We start from the raw sequence: 20,155 nt of genomic DNA on the forward strand, positions 1-20,155 counted from the left end.
CGCAGACGGTGGCGCCACCCGACGGTCCCGCGGGAGAGCACGCTCATGGATGTGGAAGAGGCGCGCGCGGCAGCGGAGAACCTGCGCGAGGAGCTTAACTATCACGCGTACCGCTATTACGTCCTCGATGACCCCGTGGTCTCGGACGAGGAATACGACACCATGATGCGCGAACTCATGCGCATCGAGGAGGAGTTCCCCGAGCTGGTGACGGCGGATTCCCCGACCAGGAGGGTGGGGGCGCCACCGGGGGAAGCCTTCCAGCCCGTGCCACACCGGGCGCGCATGATGAGCCTCGACAACGTCTTCGACCCGGACGAGCTGGCCGGCTTCATCCGCCGGGTGGAGAACGCGGTAGGGGAGACGGATTACGTCTGTGAACTCAAGATCGACGGTGCCGGCATCGCCCTGACCTACGAGGACGGAGTGCTTGTGCGCGGCGCCACCCGGGGGGACGGGATCACCGGCGAGGACGTCACCGCGAACCTCAAGACCGTAAAGGCCCTACCCCTGCGCCTCCTGCACGAGAGATCCGTGCCCTACCTGGAGATAAGGGGCGAGGTCTTCATGCCCAAGGAGTCCTTCCGAGAGCTCAACCGCCAGCGCGACGAACTGGGGCAACCCGCCTTCGCCAATCCCCGCAACGCGGCGGCGGGGTCGCTGCGCCAGCTCGATCCCCACGTGACCGCGTCGCGCAACCTCGACCTTATCTGCTACGAGATCGGTTACATGGAGGGGAAGAGACTGTCCACGCACCGCGAGGTGCTCGAGCAGATCGCGGCCTGGGGTTTTCACGTCAGTGAGCAGTGGAGGACCGCCGCGAACGCCGCGGAGATCGAGGGCTTCTGCCGCGAATGGATGGAGAAACGCGATGAGCTGCCCTACGAGGTGGACGGGGCCGTTATCAAGGTGAACCGCCTGGACCTGCGCGAACGTCTCGGCGCCACCAGCAAGGCGCCGCGCTGGGCGGTGGCCTACAAGTTCCCCGCCGAGGAGAAGACCACCCGCCTCCTGGACATCGAGATCAACGTGGGGCGCACCGGCGCCCTCACCCCGACGGCGGTCCTGGAACCCGTATTCGTGGGGGGGTCCACCGTCTCCCGCGCGACCCTGCACAACGAGGACGAAGTCAGGCGTAAGGGCATCATGATCGGCGATACGGTACTGGTGCACAAGGCCGGGGATGTCATCCCCGAGGTGATAAAACCCATCACCGAGCTGAGGGACGGCACCGAGAGGGATTTCATCATGCCCGCGCAGTGTCCCGCCTGCGGGGGGCGGGTCTACCGGCCCGAGGGCGAGGCGGTGGCGAGGTGTATCAACGTGGATTGCCCCGCCCGCCTCTTCGAGAGCGTACTGCATTTCGGCTCGCGCGGCGCCATGGACATCGAGGGCCTCGGCCCCGCGACCATCGCGGAGCTGATGGAGAAGGGGTACGTGCGCAACGTCGAGGACATCTACTATCTCGGCGAGGAGCAGCTCTACGCCCTCACCGGTTTCAAGGACAAGGCGGTGGCCAACATGATGCAGTCCATCGCCGCCAGCAAGGGGCGGCCGCTGTCGAGACTGCTCTTCGCCCTGGGCATCCGCCATGTCGGTTCCCACGTGGCGGAGGTGCTGGCAGGGCGCTACCGCGCCATGGACGCGCTCCTGGCCGCCGGCGAGGAGGAGCTGCGGGAGATCGCCGAGGTCGGCCCGACCATCGCCGCCAGCGTCACGGCCTTTTTCGCAGAGCCCCGCAACCTGCGTCTCATCCAGAGACTCAAGGAGGCGGGGGTGAACATGGCGGAGGAGGTGCGCGAGGGCCCGCGCCCCCTCGAAGGCCAGACGTTCGTTCTCACCGGCACCCTGGAGTCCATGACCAGGGAGGAGGCGCGCCGGGCCATCGAGGAGATGGGGGGGCGGGTGTCCTCCAGCGTGAGCCGCAAGACCGATTACGTGGTCGCGGGTTCCGACCCGGGGAGCAAATACGACAAAGCCCGCGAGCTGGGTGTTAATATCATTGGTGAGAGCGAGCTTGAAACCATGCTGCAAGGGCGGGCCCGAGGGGCGGTGAAAGGAGAGAGATGATCGAGAGCAAGGACGTGGAGTACGTGGCCTGGCTGGCCCGGCTGGACCTCTCGGAAGAGGAGAAGCAGAGGTTCACCCGGCAACTGGGGCAGGTGCTCGAGCACGCGGAGAAGATAAGGTCCCTGGACACCGGGGAGGTGGAGCCCACCTCCCATCCCATCCCGCTCAAGAACGTCATGCGCGATGACGTGGTGCGCCCCTGCCTCACCCAGGAGGAAGCGCTCTCCGCCGCTCCGCGCGCCGAGGGCGGCTATTTCGTGGTGCCGAAGATCCTGTGAGGAGGTGGAGGAGGCGGGATTGAGTCCCTACCTTGCGCTGGCCACGTCCCTGGTGCTCCTGGGCATCGCCATCTGGATATGGGAAGCTGGCCATGACTATGACGAGCCGGCGCGGCTCCTGCTGGTGTGGCTCGTCTTCAGCGCCGCGACGGCCATGTTCGCCGCGGCGGGCATGTGGATAGGGGATGCGACGGTGAGCCTCTCCTTTACGGCCGTCGCGCGCATCCTCTTTCTGGTCGTTACCTTCCTGCTCTTTCTCTTTGCCCGCTCCTTCAGCGCCCGGGCGGATTACACGGTCCTCTTCTGGTCGGTCCCGCTCCAGTTCGGCATGGCGGTGATCATGGTGAACTGGCAGAGCATGTTCGAGTCAAACGCGGATATCTGGGTCATGCGCACCTGGAACCCGGCCGCCATGTGCGTCATGGCCGTGGGTTGGTTCTACGGCATACTCTCGCTGGTCTACGCGGTGATACTCTACCTAACCCTGCGGCGCGAGGGCCGCGATAAGGAGAAGAGCAGGACGCTGATGATGATAGCCGCCATGGCCGTGCTCTTCGTGGCCGGCGCGGCCAGGAACGTTCCAAGCGCGGCGACCAGCTACGCCACGAGCGCCGTATATCTCGGCTATCTGTTGGGGCTGTTGATGCTGCTGTGGGCTTTGCGCGGTCCCATCGTGTTCAAGTCCACGAGGAGATAAAGGAGCAGGAGGAGTTGGAACCGTACTACGACATGAAGGCATGGCAACTGCGCGAGATGATCGCCGCGGGAGAGGTCAAGGCCGCCGAGGTCCTGGAATCCGTGCTCGGCCGGTTGGAGCAGGTGGAGGAGAGGGTGAGGTCCTATATCACCCTCACGCCGCGGGAGGCACGAGCGGCGGCGGAAGCCGTCGACGGAAGCGGCCGGACGGGCGCCGTAGCCGGCGTCCCCATGGCGGTGAAAGACGTCTTCTGCACCCGGGGTGTGACTACGACCTGCGGCTCGCGCATACTCGAGGGCTACGTGCCCGTATACGACGCCACCGTGCTCGGCAGGCTATATGCCGAGGGCATGGTCATGGTGGGCAAGGCCAACATGGACGAGTTCGCCATGGGCTCCTCCACCGAGAACTCGGCCTTTGGGCCCACCCGAAACCCGTGGGACCTGGACAGGGTACCCGGCGGCTCCAGCGGCGGCTCGGCCGCGGCGGTGGCGGCGGGGGAGGCCGTCTGGGCCCTGGGCTCGGACACCGGGGGCTCAATCCGCCAGCCCGCGTCCTTCTGCGGCCTGGTGGGGATGAAGCCCACCTATGGCCTGGTCTCCCGCTACGGGCTGGTCGCCTTCGCCTCCTCCCTGGACCAGGTGGGGCCGATAACCCGTGACGTCAGGGACTGCGCCCTGCTCCTCTCGCAGCTGGCCGGCCACGACCCGCTGGACTCCACCTCTCTGGCCGCCCCCGTACCCGATTATCTCGCGGAGATGGAGGGGGACATAAAGGGGCTCAAGGTCGGCGTCCCCAGGGAACTCATGCAGGAAGGGCTGACGCCGGGGGTGAGGGCGGCGGTGGAGAGATGTCTCGGACTCTTCGGTGAGATGGGCGCAGAGGTTGAGGAGGCCACCCTGCCCAACCTGGACTACGCCCTCTCCGCCTACTATATCATCGCCCCGGCCGAGGCCAGCTCCAACCTGGCCCGCTTCGACGGCGTCCGCTACGGGCTGCGCGTCGAGGGCGGCGACATGATGGAGATGTACGGCCGCACCCGTGCCGCCGGCTTCGGGCCCGAGGTGAAGAGGCGCATCATGCTGGGCACCTACGCCCTCTCGGCTGGCTACTACGACGCCTATTACGGCCAGGCCCAGAAGGTGCGGACGCTCATCGTCAGGGACTTCCAGGCCGCGTATTCGCGGTTCGATGTCCTGGTCAGCCCGACATCGCCCACCCCGGCCTTCGGCCTGGGCGAAAAGGTGGACGACCCCCTGGCCATGTATCTCTCGGACGTGTGCACCATCCCGGTGAACCTGGCCGGCATCCCGGCCATCAGCATCCCCTGTGGTCTGGAAGACGGCCTCCCCCTGGGCCTGCAGATCATGGGCAGGGTGCTGGGCGAAGCCACCGTCCTGCGCGCTGCCCGGGCCATGGAGGAAGCTCTCGATTTCCGGGAGCGGCCGGGGGCGGATAGGGGGGTGGGGCCGTGAGCGCATACGAGGCGGTTATAGGCCTGGAGATCCACGCGGAGCTCAAGACCCTCTCCAAGATGTTCTGCGCCTGCGACGCCTCCTTCGGGGGCGAGCCCAATTCCCGCACCTGCCCGGTCTGCCTGGGCTTGCCGGGGGTGCTTCCGGTGCTCAACCGCAGGGCGGTGGAGCTGGCCACCCGCCTGGCCCTGGCGCTGCATTGCGAGATCGCCACCCGCAGCATCTTCCACCGCAAGAACTATTTCTATCCCGACATGCCCAAGAACTTCCAGATATCCCAGTACGACCTCCCGCTGGGGGTCGGGGGCCACCTCGACCTGGAGATGGAGGACGGGACGGTGCGTGTGGGCATCACCCGCGTGCACCTGGAGGAGGATACCGGCAAGACCGTGCATGTCGGTGAGAGCGGCAGGATCCACGGCTCGGAATACAGCCTCGAGGATTTCAACCGCGCCGGGGTCCCGCTGCTGGAGATCGTCAGTGAGCCCGATATCCGCACCCCCGAGCAGGCCCGCGCCTTCCTGCAGGAGCTGAAGAGCATCATGGAGCACCTGGAGATATCCGATTGCAGGATGGAGGAGGGGAGCCTGCGCTGCGACGCCAACATCTCCCTTCGCGCACGCGGCTCGGACGGATTCGGGGTGAAGGCGGAGGTGAAGAACATGAACTCCTTCCGGGCCCTGTACCGAGCCCTGGACTACGAGATAGGCCGCCAGGAGGGCGTGCTCGCGCAGGGCGGCGAGGTGGTGCAGGAGACACGGCACTGGGACGCGGACGCTGGCGTGACCACGCCCCTGCGCACCAAGGAGTACGCCTTCGACTACCGTTACTTCCCCGAGCCGGACCTGGTGCCGCTGGAGCTGGACCGGGCTTTCGTGGGCGAAGTGGAGAGCGCTCTCCCCGAGCTACCGGCACAGCGGAGGCGGCGTTTCCGCGAGGACCTCGGCCTGCCAGAGCACGACGCGTCCCTGCTGACCTCCTCAAAGGCCCTGGGCGATTACTTCGAGGACACGGTGCGTGCCGGGGCGGACCCCAAGGCAGCCAGCAACTGGATGATGGGGGAACTTTCCGCCCACCTCAACGCTCAAAACATGGAGATCGATGAGGTGCGGGTGTCACCCGCCCAACTGGCGGCGATGCTGGCCCTCATCGGCAAGGGTGTCATTAGCGGCAAGATAGCCAAGTCGGTCTTCGAGGAGATGCTGCAGAGCGGCAGGGACGCGGAGGCCATCGTACGGGAGAGGGGCATCACCCAGATCAGCGACGAGGAGGAGCTGGCCAGACACATAGAGGAGGCGATAAGGGAAAACCCAGCCAGCGTCGAAGACTTTCGCAGGGGCAAGGAGAAGGCCCTCGGATTCCTGGTGGGACAGGTGATGCGCAAGACCAGGGGCCGCGCCAATCCCCAGGCGGTAAACGGAATGCTCCGCGACCGCCTGGAAAGGGAGGCATAGAGGCCGACCGAGAAGAAGGACCGGAGGTATGCCATGGATAACGAAGCGGAAAAGACCTGCGCGAACTGCGGCAAGCCACTGAAGGAGGGCGCGGCGTTCTGCACCGGTTGCGGTGCCGCCGTAGACGCATCCGCGGCCGCTGCAGCGGCCACGCCGCCGGGACCGGCGGAGCCCGCGCCGCCCGTGGAGGGCGCGCCGCCGGTACCGCCCGTGCCTCCCGCCGCCGGGGTGGAGGGCGCCGTGGTGCAGCCGGCATACGCGGCCGGGCCTGCCCCGAAGAAGAACAAGGCCGCCCTCATCGTGGGGATCTGCGGCGGAGTCCTGGTGGCCGCGGGCATCGTGGTCCTGGTGCTGTGGCTGGCCGTGTGGAGGGACGGCAGCGGAGGAGGGACCGGGGACCCCCTGGCCCTGGCGCAGAAGTACATGGACTCCCTGGAGCAGGGCGATATAGACGCCTACATGGCCTGTTTCCAGGAGGATTTTTTCATCGAAGAGATGCAGAACAACCCCTTCTTGGAGGAACTGGGGCTCACCGAGGAGGACGTCAGGGAATTCACCCAGATGGCTTTCGAGATGATGGAGGTGAGGTTCGAGGACGTCGAGCTGGAGGTGTCCTCGCAGCAGGGCGACGAGGCGACGGTGGTGACCACCGCCGGGACCGCGAGTATGACCGTGTTCGGCATGGAGGAGGAGGTCGACCTCGCCGATGACCCCCTGGAGTTCAACATGGTCAAGGACGGCGGCCGCTGGTATCTCACCGAGAACCCCATGGGCACGACCATGGGGAGCGACATGGACTTCGACATGGACGACTTCGAGGATATGGACCTGGAGGACTTCGAGGACCTGGATATGGAGGACCTGGAGGACTTCAACCTCGAGGACTTCAACCTCGAGGACCTTGAGCAGTACCTGCCCGAGGGCATGGACCTCGAAGAGCTCATGGACATGAGCCCGGAGGAGCTCGAGCAGATGCTGGAGGAGCTGGAGCAGCTCATGCAGGACCTCCCGCAGCCGGAGGAGAGCGGCAGCAGCGCCTGAGGCGTTTGAGCGACCGTGGTCCACGGCGGGCGGGGGAGCGTTCCCCCGCCCCTTCACATGCCCCGGGAGGACAGGCGCCGGGGGAATAAAATAAAAAAGAGGCGGGGCCAGAGGTCCCCGCCTCTTCGTACCTGTCCAGTCTTTTCTCAGGACTCGGATACCAGCTTCTCGTAAGCGGCGGCATCCATGAGGTCGTCAACGCCGGAGTCTTCCGCCAGCTCCACCTTGACCATCCAACCCGCCTCGTAGCAGTCCTCGTTTATGATCTCGGGGGCCTCGACCACTTCCTGATTGGTCTCGACGATGGCCCCGTTAACCGGGCTGTAAACGTCGGACACCGACTTCACGGACTCGATCTCGGCATAGGGTTTGCCCGCCCCTACTTCCGTCCCCTTCTCGGGGAGCTCGAGAAAGACGATCTCCCCCAACTGGTCCTGGGCGTAATAGGTTATCCCCAGGGTGGCCATGTTGCCGTCGATCCTGGCCCAGCAGTGCTCCGCGTGATACTTGAGGTCATCAGGGTACATCTACTTTCACCTCCACGTAGCTCGTTTACGACTATGACATAATATCGCAACCGCCCGGCACGCGCCACAGGGCGCTACTTGCGAGCCGGGGCGGCGTGGATGGCGCGGTCGTGGGCCGCCTCCGCCGCCTCCATCACCGCTTCCGCCAGGCTGGGGTGGGCGTGCACCGTGCTCCCGATCTGGCTGGCGGTGATGCCCATCTGGATGGCCAGGGCCAGCTCGTGGATGAGGTCGGAGGCGTGGGCGCTCATGATCTGGCAGCCGATGATCTTATCGGAGGACGCGTCCACCACCAACTGGATGAAGCCCTGTCCCTTGCCCATGGCCAGGGCCTTGCCCAGGCCGCCGAACATGAAGCGGCCGATGCGGGTCTCGATGCCCTGCTCTTCCGCCTTGGCCGGGGTAAGGCCGACGCTGGCGATCTCCGGCTCCGTGAAGATGCAGGCGGGGACGACGTTGTAGTTCATGACCGAGTCCATGCCCATGGCGTTCTCCGCGGCGCATATGCCCTCGAAGGAGGCCACGTGGGCCAGGAGGATGCCTCCTACCACATCGCCGATGGCGTACACGCCCGGCGCGCTGGTCTCCATGCGCTCGTTGACCACGATCTCGCCGCGCTTGCCCAGCTCCACGCCCACCCCGTCCAGGCCGAGGCCGGCCGAGTTGAGCGACCTCCCTATGGACACCAGGAGCTTGTCCGCCTCCAGCACATCACCCGTGGAGAGCTTGGCCTTCACGCCGTCCGGGCGGTACTCTACCATCTCGTCGATGGTGGTCTCGGTGAGTATCTCGATGCCCTTCTTGTTCAGGATCCGCTTCATCTGCTGGGAGACGCGGTCGTCCTCGGTGGGAAGGATACGCGCCATGAGCTCCACCATGGTGACCTTGGTGCCAAGGGCGTTGTAGATGGTGGCGAACTCCGACCCCACTACGCCGCTGCCCACGATGATCATGGTCTTGGGGATCTCGGTCAGCTCCAGTCCCTCGGTGGAGGTGAGGATGGCCGGCTGGTCGAAGTCGAAGGTGGGCAGCCGGGCGGGCTCAGAGCCGGTAGCCAGGATGACCTTCTCCGTCTCGATGACCTTCTCCCCCTCCTCCGTCTCCACCTTCACCCGGGTCGGCGACTCCAGGCTCGCGGTCCCCTGGATGTACTCCACCTTGTTCGCCTTGAGCAGTTGTGCGATGCCGTTACGCAGCTGCGCGCTGATCTTCTCCTTGCGCTCCACCATGGCTTTGAGGTCGGGCACCGGGTCCGAGACCTTGATGCCGTACTCCTCCGCCTCTTTTATGGTCTCCAGTGCCTCGGCGCAGGCGAGGAGGGCTTTCGTCGGTATGCATCCCCAGTTGAGGCAGGTACCCCCCAGGAGGTTCTTCTCCACCAGCACCACGCCGCTCCCCAGCTGGGCAGCCCTGATGGCGGCCACGTAGCCGCCGGGTCCGGCTCCGATAACCACGAGCTTGGCTTTCTGCGAATCTGCTGCCATGACATCCTCCTTCGAACGGTTCTGCGATTCCAGCGGGCTTGCCGCCCGTGATGGCCTTGAACATCCAGCATATTTTATCATTATCCGAGAACCGAGGGTAACGGTCCTCGCCCCTTTTGCTGGACCAGCCCGAGCCTCCAGGTAACGGTCCCGCCCGCAAAGCCTCACGGAGACCGACCTGGCAGTTCTCGGGCAGGTGGTAGCGCAGATGCCCAGCTCGGACCGATCCACTGTTCTCGGATGGGTTTCTTGTATAGGCGACACCCGCCGCGATTCAACCCCTGTCATCATCACTATGCACGGATCCTGGTCCATGGCCGGCCTGGTGGTTTGCAGGGCGGGTGGCAGCGCAGATGCTTCGCCCGGACCGACCCCCGGTTCTCGGACGGGGGTCTTCCCGCCCCGCCTTTTCCCCGTAGGGTGGGGTCAGCGTCTCGAGTTTCATGCCCCAGGAGTCTTCTTGATGCGGAGGTCAAGCTGAAACCACGCGACTTGAACCCATTACCTGGAATCAGCGTTGGATCTTCAGGCCCCCAAACGTTATAGCAGCCTCGTTCTTCCAGGTCAGACGTTCTCTTTACGAAGACCGTTCTGTGGTTGATAATGATAGCCGTTGCGAAAGGATCAGGACTGACGAGGAGAGCGGCGATGGGGATGACCATTGCGGAGAAGGTGTTCTCCAGCCACTGCGGCCGCGAGGTGCGGGCAGGAGAACTGGTGGTCGCCGAGGTCGATTTCATGATGGGCCAGGACGGCACCTCCCCCCTGGCCATCAAGGCCTTCCGCGAACTGGGCGGGGATAAAGTGAACGACCCGGCGCGGGTGGCCCTGGTCATAGACCACAGCTCCCCCAGCCCCCTGGAGGGCGTCTCCAACCTGCACGCCATGATGCGCGCCTTCGCGGCGGAGCAGGAAATCGGCATTTACGACATAGGGTGCGGCGTCTGCCACTGCCTGCTGCCCGAGCGGGGGCACGTGGCGCCCGGTGACATCGTCATCGGCGCCGACTCCCATACCACCACCTACGGGGCCATCAACGCCTTCTCGACCGGGGTGGGCTCCACCGACCTGGCCGCGGCCATGCTCACCGGCAGACTGTGGTTCAAGGTCCCGCCCACCCTGCGCCTGGAGCTGCATGGGCAGCTGCAGGAGGGGGTCTACTCCAAGGACGTGGCCCTCTTCCTCGCCGGTCAGCTCACCGCCGACGGCGCCACCTACCTGGCGGTGGAGTACGGTGGCGAGGTCATCAGCGCGCTGAGCGTGGAGGCCCGCTTCACCATCTCCAACATGGCGGTGGAGATGGGGGCCAAGGCGGGTCTCATGGAGGCCGACGCCAAGACCATGGAGTGGGTGTCCGGCCGCGTCTCACGCCCCTTCACGCCCGCGGCACCCGACCAGGACGCCGCCTACGAGAAGACCGAGGAGTTCGACCTCTCGGGCCTGGTGCCGCAGGTGGCCGAGCCCCACCGCGTGGACAGCGTGAGGCCGGTGGAGGAGGTGGAGGGCACCCCCGTCCAGGAGGCGGTCATCGGCACCTGTACCAACGGACGCCTGGAGGACCTGGAGGTGGCGGCGCGCATCCTGGCCGGGCGCAGGGTGAGCCCGGAGGTGCGCCTCATCGTGGCGCCCGCCTCCTGCCGGGTGTTCCTGGACGCCATGGAGAAGGGGATCGTGAAGCAGCTCATCGAGGCGGGAGCGGTCTTCGTCACGCCGGGCTGCGGGCCCTGCGTGGGCACCCACAACGGTGTGCCCTCGGACGGCGAGAGGGTGATCTCCACCGCCAACCGCAACTTCAAGGGGCGTATGGGCAATGCCGAGGCCTTCATCTACCTGGCCAGCCCGGCAACGGTGGCGGCGAGCGCGGTGGCCGGAAAGATAACCGATCCACGCCGCATGTTGTAGTGAAGGGAAAGAGGACGCAGCACATGGACGAGGGTATGGTACTCAGGGGCAGGGCACACATCTTCGGCGACGACGTTAACACCGATTACATAATCTCCGGCAAATACAAGTTCAAGACGCTGGACATGGACGAACTGGCCTGCCACTGCATGGAGGACGTGGACCCGGACTTCAGCACCCGGGTGCAGCCGGGTGACTTCATCGTGGCCGGCGGGAATTTCGGCTGCGGCTCGTCGCGGGAGCAAGCGCCCCTGGTCATCAAGCACGCCGGCGTCAGCGCCGTGCTGGCCCGTTCCTTCGCGCGCATCTTCTTCCGCAACGCCATCAACAAGGGGCTGCCGGCGGTGGAATGCGACACCTCCGGCATCGAGGCCGGCGACGAGCTGGAGGTGGACCTGGCCAGCGGCAGGGTCGCCAACCTGACCCGGGGCACGGAGATGGCGATAACCCCGCTGCCCGCGGTGATGATGGACATCCTCACCGAGGGCGGGCTTACCGAGTACCTCAAGAGACATGGAGGATTCGAGCTATGAGAACTGTCACCCTGATACCCGGCGACGGCATAGGGCCGGATATCGTCGAGGCCTGCCGCAGGATCATCGAGGCGGCGGGGGTGGAGATCGCCTGGGACGTGCAGGACGCGGGCGCCGGCGTGATGGAGAAGTACGGCACCCCTCTCCCCACCCACGTGCTGGACTCCATCCGCGCCAACAGGGTGGCCATGAAAGGCCCCATAACCACCCCCGTGGGCTCTGGTTTCCGCAGCATCAACGTGGCGCTGCGCAAGGAACTGGACCTCTACGCCAACCTGCGCCCCGCCAGGAGCATCGAGGGGGTCAAGTCGCCGTACCGGGATATCGACCTGGTGGTGGTGAGGGAGAACACCGAGGACCTATACGCCGGCATCGAGAGGCAGGTGGACGCGGACACCGCGGAGAGCATCAAGCTCATCACCCGCGGGGCCTCCGAGCGCATATGCCGCTTCGCCTTCGAGTATGCCCGCAGGGAGGGCAGGCACAAGGTCACGGCGGTGCACAAGGCCAACATCCTCAAGTTCACCGACGGGCTCTTCCTGGAGGTAGCGCGCTACGTCGCCACCGACTACCCGGACATCGAGTTCGAGGACCGCATCGTGGACAACATGGCCATGCAGCTGGTGCAGAAACCCCACATCTACGACGTGCTGGTGCTCCCCAACCTCTACGGCGACATCATCTCCGACCTCTGCGCCGGCCTGGTGGGAGGCCTGGGGGTCGCACCCAGCGCCAATATCGGCGAGGGGATACAGGTCTTCGAACCGGTGCACGGCAGCGCCCCCAAGTACACCGGCATGAACAAGGTCAACCCCACCGCCCAGATCCTCACCGGCGTGCTCATGCTGCACCACATCGGGGAGGAGGAGGCGGCGCGGCGCATCTACGACGCCACCACGGCGGTGATCGCGGAGAAGAAGACGGTCACCTACGACCTGGGGGGCGAGGCCGGCACCTCGGAGATGGCCGACGCCATCATCGCCAGGCTCCAGTCCTGAGAACCACCCTCTGGTCCTCGCGAAGGCATCTGATCCGGCGGCAACCGGGCGGGCAGGTTACAGCCGGGAAACAGGTTGCTCACAGACACGTTGATCGGATGTATAATCTAACCCTGAGAGCATTGGGAGCAATATGGATGGTTGAGCCACTGATCGTACCCACGAGACGTTTCACTGTCCGGAGAACCGTAACCAGATGACGCTACCGGATCCTATCAGACCATCCACAGCGGGGAAGACGATAGGAAGGGTCTATCCTTTGAAAGGAGAAGACGATGAGGGTGTCACGTAGAGTCCGCCGGTCCAGCAGTGTCTCAGCGGTCGTACTGCTGGTTTTGCTGCTGGCCACACCGCTGTGCCTCGCCGGGGTCAGATGGACCGCCAATGGCGTGGCCGTATGTACGGCAGCGGACTTCCAGGAATCTCCCCAGGTGATCCCCGACGGCTCGGGCGGGGCTATCATCGTCTGGGAGGATCTGCGCTCGGGAGCCGGGGGAGATATCTACGCCCGTAAGGTGAACGTCTCCGGCGTGCCGCGGTGGACGCCGGGAGGCGTAGCCGCATGCACCGCGACAGACACCCAGAATAACCCCCAGCTGACCTCGGACGGCTCGGGCGGGGCCATCATCACCTGGATGGATAGACGCTTAGGCAACTACGACATCTACGCCCAGCGGCTCGACTCCTCCGGCACGCCACAGTGGACGGCGGACGGAGTGGCTTTGTGCAGCGCCACGGGTGACCAGTATAACCCCCAGATCACCTCGGACGGATCCGGCGGGGCCATCATCACCTGGCAAGACCCACGCTCGGGCGGTTATGACATCTACGCCCGCAGGATAAACTCCTCCGGCACGCCGCAATGGACGGCGGACGGCGTGGCCTTATGCACGGCGGCGAACGGGCAGAATGACCCCCAGCTGATCCCGGACGGCGCTGGCGGGGCCATCATCACCTGGGCTGACCAGCGCGCGGGGAACGTCGACATCTACGCCCGCAGGATAAACTCATCCGGAACGCCGCAGTGGACGGCGGACGGCGTGGCCGTGAGCACGGCGGCGGATTTTCAGCAATCTCCCCAGATAACAACGGACGGCTCGGACGGAGCCATCATCACCTGGTATGACAAACGCTCCGGCTTTTTCGACGATATTTACGCCCAGAGATTAAACGGCTCCGGCACGCCGCAGTGGACGGCGGACGGCGTGGCTGTGTGTACCGCCGCGAACGACCAGGATGATCCCCAGATCACCGCGGACGGTTCCGGCGGGGCCGTCATCGCCTGGGAGGATTCCCGCCCGGCGACCAGCACCGACGTCTATGCCCAGAGGGTGAACTCCGCGGGCGTGCCGCAGTGGACGGTCAATGGCGAAGGCGTATCCACCGCGGCGAATAACCAGGAGAACCCCCAGATTACCGCGGACGGTTCCGGCGGGGCTATCTTTACCTGGGATGACATGCGTTCGGCGAGTTTTTACGACGTCTACACCCAGAGGATCGACTCCACGGGCACGCCGCGTTGGACGGTGGGCGGCCTGCCCGTGAGCACGGCGGCGAACGACCAGGTGACCCCCCAGGTAGCCGGTGACGGCACGGGAGGGGCCATCATCGCCTGGGAGGACGCCCGCTCGGGGACGGACTTCGACATCTACGCCCAGCGGGTCTCCAACCCCGCCCCGGTGGTCGGAAGCATCACCCCCGCGAGCGGTACGGGGGATACGACGGTGCACGTGAGCGACCTCGCGGGCGCCTGGTTCAGCGACGTGGGGGGAGCGCCCGAGGTGCGTCTGGAGAGGAGCGGCCAGCCGGACATCACGGCCACGGGCGTGAGCGTGGCATCGGACGCCAGGATCACCTGCGACCTCGACCTCACCGGCGCCGTGCCCGGCGCCTGGGACGTGGTGGTCCAGAACCAGGACGGCCAGGAAGGGAGACTTGCCTCCGGCTTCACCGTGGAGGAATATACCTTCTATTTCGCAGAGGGCTACACCGGGACGGACTTCATAGAATACCTGTGCCTGGGCAACCCCGGTGACGATTTCGTGGACATCGACGTGACCTACATGTTCAAGGACGGCACCACCCAGGACGAGAACTACGGCGTGCCCGCGCGCTCCCGCGTTACCATAAGCGTTAACAGCGCGGTGGGCCAGGGCCGGGAGGTCTCCATCAGGTGTACCTCGGGATCGCCCTTCGTGGCCGAGCGTCCCATGTACTTCGACTACACCGGCGCGGGTGAGCGCTGGACGGGTGGCCACGACGTGGTGGGGGCCACCGCTCCCTCGGACACCTGGTACTTCGCCGAGGGCTACACCGGGGCGGGCTTCGACGAGTACATCTGCGTGCTCAACCCCGGGGGCACCGACGCCGGCCTCACCTTCCGCTTCCAGACCCAGACCGGGGAGATAGTGAGGGACGGTCTCACCGTCCCCGCCCACTCCCGCGAGACCTTCCTTGCGAATACGCTCCTGGGCGAGGGCTACGAGACCTCCCTCAAGCTGGAGTCCACCGTCCCGGTGGTGGCGGAGAGACCCATGTACTTCAACTACACCGGCTACGGCGCCCCGGGATGGAACGGCGGCCACTGCGTCATGGGAGCACCCGAGCTGGCGACGGAGTACTTCTTCGCCGAGGGCTACACCGGGGCGGGCTTCGACGAGTACCTGACCATCCAGAACCCGAACGGCTCGGACATCACGGTCCAGGCCACCTACCAGCTGGGCCCGGAGCAGGGAGGCCCAGTGAGCGCCTCCTACACCGTTCCCGCGGAAGGGCGGACGACGGTGTACGTGAACGCCCCAGCGCCCGCCGGGGTGGGTCCCGGCGTGGACGTCTCGGTGCGGCTCACCTGCTCCGAGACCTTCCTCGCCGAGCGCCCCATGTACTTCGACTACTCCGGCATGGGCGCGCACGCCTGGACCGGGGGGCACTGCGTCATCGGGGCCACCGCCGGCGCGGACACCTGGTTCTTCGCCGAAGGCTACACCGGGGACGGCTTCGAGGAGTGGATCTGCATCCAGAACCCGGGCACGAAGGCGGCCGACGTCACCATAACCTACTACACCATGGGCGCCGATCCCATCGTGAGGGGCCCCTTCAGCGTGGCAGCCAGCACCCGCGCCAGCGTCTACGTTAACGGGCTGGAGGGGTACGGTGCCGGACCGGGCCTCAGCATCTCCGCCAAGGTCACCTCCACCCAGCCGGTGGTCTGCGAGCGCCCCATGTACTTCGACTCCTACGGCTGGACCGGCGGGCACGACGTCGTGGGCTACGCGCCGTAGGCCCGAGACCCGGGGTATGAGGTCCTCGCTCCACTAGTGCTTCATAGGCCCGGCGACAAGGCTCGTCGTCGTCGCAAGCTCCTCCGAGCACCTTGCTCGCCGGGCTGGTAGCAGCGCAGATGGAAGCGCTCCGACCATCCCCGGGGTCTCGGGCGGGGGTTTATATATAGGCGACACCCGGACATGGTCATCGTTCCATCAGGGTGAATATGCGCGATTACCGACCTGGTAGTTCCCCGGGCAGGTGGCCGGAGGGAACCCTATCTACCAGGATATTTTCGCCACTTTCGCTTGACGGTTACCCATATAATCTAAATAATACAGTCTATAACTGCGGTTTCGATCGTTTGCTTTGTCATACCGGAGGAAAAATATGGAACTTATCAGTGATTCCGCTAAGAAAGGCCTGGCGAGGGCCCCTCACCGCTCCCTGCTCAAGGGCATCGGCTATACCGACCACGAGATCGCGCAACCCTGGGTGGGGATCGCCTGCGCCGCCAATGAGGTCATACCCGGCCATACCCACCTGCAGCAGGTCGCGGACGCGGTGAAAGCTGGCGTGTACATGGCGGGCGGCACCCCCATGCAGTTCGGGGTCATCGGCATCTGCGACGGCATCGCCATGGGCCATGCGGGCATGCATTACTCGCTGCCCTCGCGCGAGAACATAGCGGACAGCGTGGAGATGATGGCCCGGGCCCAGGCCTTCGACGCCCTGGTACTGGTGACCAACTGCGACAAGATCGACCCCGGCATGCTCATGGCGGCGGCGCGGGTGAACATACCGGCGGTGGTGGTGAGCGGCGGGCCCATGCTCGCGGGCAGGCACCGCGGCCGCGACGTGGACTTCATCACCGTCATGGAGGCCCAGGGCGCGGTGGAGGCGGGCCGCATGGAGCCGGAGGAGCTGGCCGAGCTCGAGGACGAGGGCTGCCCCGGCTGCGGCAGCTGCGCCGGACTCTTCACCGCCAACTCCATGAACTGCCTCACCGAGGCCATCGGCATGGGCCTTCCCGGCAACGGCACCATCCCCGCCGTGCACGCCGCGCGGCTGCGCCTGGCCAAGCAGGCGGGCATGGCGGTCATGGAGATGCTGCGCCTGGGGCGCAGGCCGCGGGATATCATCACCCCCGCCTCCCTGCGCAACGCCCTCGCGGTGGACATGGCCATCGGCGGCTCCTCCAACACCGTCCTCCACCTCCTGGCCATCGCCTATGAGGCGGGCCTGGAGCTGGACCTGGAGACCATGCAGGAGATATGCGACGCCACGCCAAACCTGGCGCGCATCAGTCCCGCGGGGGAGGGGCGCCATCACATGCAGGACCTCCACGAGGCCGGGGGCATACCGGCGGTAATGGGGGAGCTGTCCCGGAAAGGGCTGATCGACCTGGACGCCCCCTGCGTGGGAGCGGACCGCATCGGGGACATCATCGCGGGCAGGGCCACCCTCGACCCCGAGGTGCTGCGGCCGGTTGACGACCCCTACATGCCCACGGGTGGGCTTGCCATCCTCGCGGGCAACCTGGCCCCCGAGGGGGCGGTGGTCAAGCAGTCCGCGGTGCCGGACAACCTGCTGCGACACCGCGGCCCGGCACGCGTCTTCGACGGCGAGGAGGAAGCGGTGGAGGCCATGCTGGCTGGGCGTATAAACGCGGGCGACGTCATAGTGGTGCGCTACGAGGGGCCGCGGGGCGGCCCCGGCATGCGCGAGATGCTCAACCCCACCGCAACCCTGGCCGGCATGGGGATGTCAGGCGAGGTGGCGCTGATCACCGACGGCCGCTTCTCGGGAGGCTCGCGCGGGGCGGCGGTAGGGCATATCTCCCCCGAGGCGGCGCAGGGCGGCCCCATCGCCCTGGTCCGGGAGGGGGACACCATAGAACTGGATATCCCGGGCCGGCGCATCGAGCTCGAGGTGGACGAGGCGGAGATGCGCCGCCGGGCGGAAGGATGGGAGCGGCCCGCCCCCAAGGTGACGGAGGGCGCGCTGGCGGAGTACGCGCTGCGCGTCTCCAGCGCCAGCCGGGGGGCGGTACGGCTGAGGCTGGAGGAATGTCAGTAAGGAAGAGAAGGTGGTGAGGGTGAAAGTCACGGGAGCGAGGGCGCTGGTCAAGAGCCTCGAGGACGAGGGCGTGGAGATACTCTTCGGCATCCCCGGGGGCGTTATGCTACCGGTATTCGATGAGCTTGCGGCCAGCAAGATACGCAAGGTGCTCACCCGCCACGAACAGGGAGCGGCCCATGCCGCCGACGGCTATGCCCGGGTCACCGGCCGCGTGGGGGTATGCATGTCCACGTCCGGCCCCGGCGCCACCAACCTGGTGACCGGCATCGCCAACGCCTACATGGACTCCGTGCCCATGGTGGCCATAACCGGACAGGTGGCCACCAACCTCATCGGCACTGACGCTTTTCAGGAGGCGGACACCACCGGCATCACCCTGCCCATAGCCAAGCACAACTACCTGGTCAAGGACCCGGCCGACATCCCCGACGTGGTGCAGGAGGCCTTCTATATCGCGCGCACCGGGAGGCCTGGACCGGTGGTCATCGACCTCCCGGTGGACGTCTCCCGCGGCGAGCTGGATTACCGGCGCCGCGAGCATCCCGAACTGCGCGGGTACAAACCGACTTACAAGGGGCACAAGAAGCAGATCAAGATGGCCGCCCGCGCCGTGCTCGAGTCGCACAGTCCGGTCATCTACGTGGGCGGTGGCGCCATAACCGCCGGGGCCACGGCGGAGCTTAAGAGACTGGCCACGTCCAACAAGATCTACGTGACCCACACCCTCATGGGCAAGGGCGCCTTCCCGGAGAGCCACCGCCTCTCCCTGGGCATGCTGGGCATGCACGGCACCCGCTGCGCCAACTACGCCATCTGCGATACCGACCTCATCATCGCCGTAGGAGCCCGTTTCGACGACCGCATCACCGGCAAACTCTCGGAATTCGCCCCCAAGGCGACGGTGGTCCATATCGATATAGACCCCGCCGAGATAAGCAAGAACGTGCGCGCCCACATCCCCATCGTGGGCGACGCGAAACAGATACTGAAGGAACTGGAGGCGGCCATCACCGAGATGGGCTCCGAGGTGCAAACACCGGACCGGCGCGAATGGAACGCCCTGGTGGACGACTGGAAGAAGAAGTACCCCCTGACCTACGACCGCAATACTGGCCTCAAACCCCAGTACGTGGTGGAGAAGATCCACGAGGTGACCGGGGGCGACGCCATCATCTGCACCGAGGTGGGCCAGAACCAGATGTGGGCGGCGCAGTACTACCCCATGGAGAAGCCGCGGCGCTTCGTCACCTCGGGGGGATTGGGGACAATGGGGTTCGGTTTTCCCGCTTCCATCGGCGCCCAGATGGGACGGCCCAAAGACATGGTCTTCGACATCGCCGGGGACGGCAGCTTCATGATGACCATGCAGGAGATGGCCACGGCGGTGCTCGAGGGCACGCCGGTGAAGGTGGCAATCCTCAACAACGGTTACCTGGGCATGGTCCGCCAGTGGCAGCAGCTGTTCTACAACCGCACCTATTCCTGCTCCTGCCTGGAGCGAGAAGAGGAGAGCCCGGATTTCGTGGCCCTGGCGGAGGCCTTTGGGGCCAAGGGGATCCGGGTGACCGATCCTGCCCTGGTGGAGGCGGCCGTCGTGGAGGCCATCGAGAGCGACTGCCCGGTGCTCATCGACTTCCGCGTGGACCCGGAGGAGAACGTCTATCCCATGGTCGCACCGGGCGCTCCCCTCTACGACATGATCGGAGACATGCTCTACCCGGTGGAGAAGATCCACCCCGAGAAGGCCGAAGAGCCGTTCCTCTAGGGGGTATGGAGAATGAAACACACGCTTTCGGTTCTGGTCGAGAACAAGCCCGGAGTGCTGGCGAGGGTGGCGGAGCTCTTCTCCCGCCGGGGGTTCAACATCGAGAGCCTGGCGGTGGGGACCACCCAGAGGCCGGACATCTCGCGCATGACCATCGTGGTGGACGTGGAGGAGCACTCCCTGGAGCAGGTGCGCAAGCAGCTGCATAAGCTCATCAACGTCATCGAGATCGTCGACCTCGACCCCGAGAGTTCGGTGGCGAGGGAGATGATCATGGCCAAGATCAAGGCCGACCCGGAGAACCGATCCGAGGTCATCGAGATCGTGGACATATTCCGGGGAAACATAGTCGATGTATCGCGTGAGAGCATCACCGTGGAGGTCACCGGCAACGCCTCGAAACTGGCGGCCTTCGAGGACCTGGTCAAACCATACGGTATCAAGGAGCTGGTGCGGACGGGCAAGGTGGCCCTTCCACGGGGGAAATAGGGGTCAGGCCCGTCTTCAGGCCCGGGTAGATGCAGGGAAGCAGGAGATAAGGAAGCAAAGAGGTTTGCCTGGACGAGTTGATATTGTCGTATGTGT

15 protein-coding genes are annotated in these 20,155 nt (G+C 65.7%); 13 read left to right on the top strand and 2 right to left on the bottom strand.

Annotated elements, in window-relative coordinates; translation table 11 throughout:
• Positions 1-45: 45 nt before the first annotated feature.
• The 6 genes from ligA to AB1384_00815 are packed head-to-tail and all read left to right on the top strand — an operon-like array spanning position 46 to position 7,015.
• The gene (gene ligA / locus AB1384_00790; GenBank protein MEW6552809.1) at positions 46-2,070 is read left to right on the top strand and encodes an NAD-dependent DNA ligase LigA; all 2,025 of its coding nucleotides are present in this window, start codon (positions 46-48) and stop codon (positions 2,068-2,070) included.
• Complete coding sequence (gatC, locus tag AB1384_00795; protein ID MEW6552810.1) at positions 2,067-2,348, top strand: Asp-tRNA(Asn)/Glu-tRNA(Gln) amidotransferase subunit GatC; 282 nt, start codon at positions 2,067-2,069, stop codon at positions 2,346-2,348. The genes ligA and gatC overlap by 4 nt, the downstream gene beginning before the upstream one ends.
• A 19-nt stretch (positions 2,349-2,367) precedes the next feature.
• A complete protein-coding gene (locus AB1384_00800; GenBank protein ID MEW6552811.1) occupies positions 2,368-3,045 on the top strand; it encodes a hypothetical protein in 678 nt (225 codons plus the stop codon).
• A gap of 32 nt (positions 3,046-3,077) precedes the next feature.
• Positions 3,078-4,520 (top strand): Asp-tRNA(Asn)/Glu-tRNA(Gln) amidotransferase subunit GatA, encoded by a 1,443-nt coding sequence (gene gatA, locus AB1384_00805; protein MEW6552812.1) that lies wholly within the window; start codon positions 3,078-3,080, stop codon positions 4,518-4,520.
• Positions 4,517-5,974 (top strand): Asp-tRNA(Asn)/Glu-tRNA(Gln) amidotransferase subunit GatB, encoded by a 1,458-nt coding sequence (gene gatB / locus AB1384_00810; GenBank protein ID MEW6552813.1) that lies wholly within the window; start codon positions 4,517-4,519, stop codon positions 5,972-5,974. The genes gatA and gatB overlap by 4 nt, the downstream gene beginning before the upstream one ends.
• Before the next feature lie 33 nt (positions 5,975-6,007).
• On the top strand, positions 6,008-7,015 hold the full coding sequence (locus AB1384_00815) for a zinc ribbon domain-containing protein (protein ID MEW6552814.1): 1,008 nt from the start codon (positions 6,008-6,010) through the stop codon (positions 7,013-7,015).
• Between the two features lie 146 nt (positions 7,016-7,161).
• On the opposite strand, the gene gcvH is transcribed toward AB1384_00815, so the two are convergent.
• Positions 7,162-7,542, bottom strand: coding sequence for a glycine cleavage system protein GcvH (gene gcvH / locus AB1384_00820; protein MEW6552815.1), 381 nt, complete (start codon positions 7,540-7,542; stop codon positions 7,162-7,164).
• Between the two features lie 74 nt (positions 7,543-7,616).
• On the bottom strand, positions 7,617-9,026 hold the full coding sequence (lpdA, locus tag AB1384_00825; protein MEW6552816.1) for a dihydrolipoyl dehydrogenase: 1,410 nt from the start codon (positions 9,024-9,026) through the stop codon (positions 7,617-7,619).
• 648 nt (positions 9,027-9,674) lie between these two features.
• Here lpdA and AB1384_00830 point away from each other — a divergent pair.
• The 7 genes from AB1384_00830 to ilvN all read left to right on the top strand — a co-directional run bounded on the left by AB1384_00830 (position 9,675) and on the right by ilvN (position 20,059).
• Entirely contained in the window at positions 9,675-10,928 is a 1,254-nt protein-coding gene (locus AB1384_00830) for a 3-isopropylmalate dehydratase large subunit (GenBank protein MEW6552817.1), read from the top strand.
• A gap of 35 nt (positions 10,929-10,963) precedes the next feature.
• Positions 10,964-11,461 (top strand): 3-isopropylmalate dehydratase small subunit, encoded by a 498-nt coding sequence (locus AB1384_00835; GenBank protein ID MEW6552818.1) that lies wholly within the window; start codon positions 10,964-10,966, stop codon positions 11,459-11,461.
• A complete protein-coding gene (locus tag AB1384_00840) occupies positions 11,458-12,459 on the top strand; it encodes an isocitrate/isopropylmalate dehydrogenase family protein (GenBank protein MEW6552819.1) in 1,002 nt (333 codons plus the stop codon). The genes AB1384_00835 and AB1384_00840 overlap by 4 nt, the downstream gene beginning before the upstream one ends.
• 275 nt (positions 12,460-12,734) lie before the next feature.
• The gene (locus AB1384_00845) at positions 12,735-15,740 is read left to right on the top strand and encodes a hypothetical protein (protein ID MEW6552820.1); all 3,006 of its coding nucleotides are present in this window, start codon (positions 12,735-12,737) and stop codon (positions 15,738-15,740) included.
• Between the two features lie 373 nt (positions 15,741-16,113).
• Entirely contained in the window at positions 16,114-17,802 is a 1,689-nt protein-coding gene (gene ilvD, locus AB1384_00850; protein MEW6552821.1) for a dihydroxy-acid dehydratase, read from the top strand.
• 10 nt (positions 17,803-17,812) lie between these two features.
• Positions 17,813-19,570, top strand: a complete 1,758-nt coding sequence (gene ilvB / locus AB1384_00855; GenBank protein ID MEW6552822.1) for a biosynthetic-type acetolactate synthase large subunit — start codon at positions 17,813-17,815, stop codon at positions 19,568-19,570.
• A gap of 12 nt (positions 19,571-19,582) precedes the next feature.
• A complete protein-coding gene (gene ilvN / locus AB1384_00860; GenBank protein ID MEW6552823.1) occupies positions 19,583-20,059 on the top strand; it encodes an acetolactate synthase small subunit in 477 nt (158 codons plus the stop codon).
• The last annotated feature ends 96 nt before the right edge of the window (positions 20,060-20,155 follow it).

This window comes from Actinomycetota bacterium, from assembly GCA_040757835.1.
Classification (GTDB): Bacteria; Actinomycetota; Geothermincolia; order Geothermincolales; family RBG-13-55-18; genus SURF-21.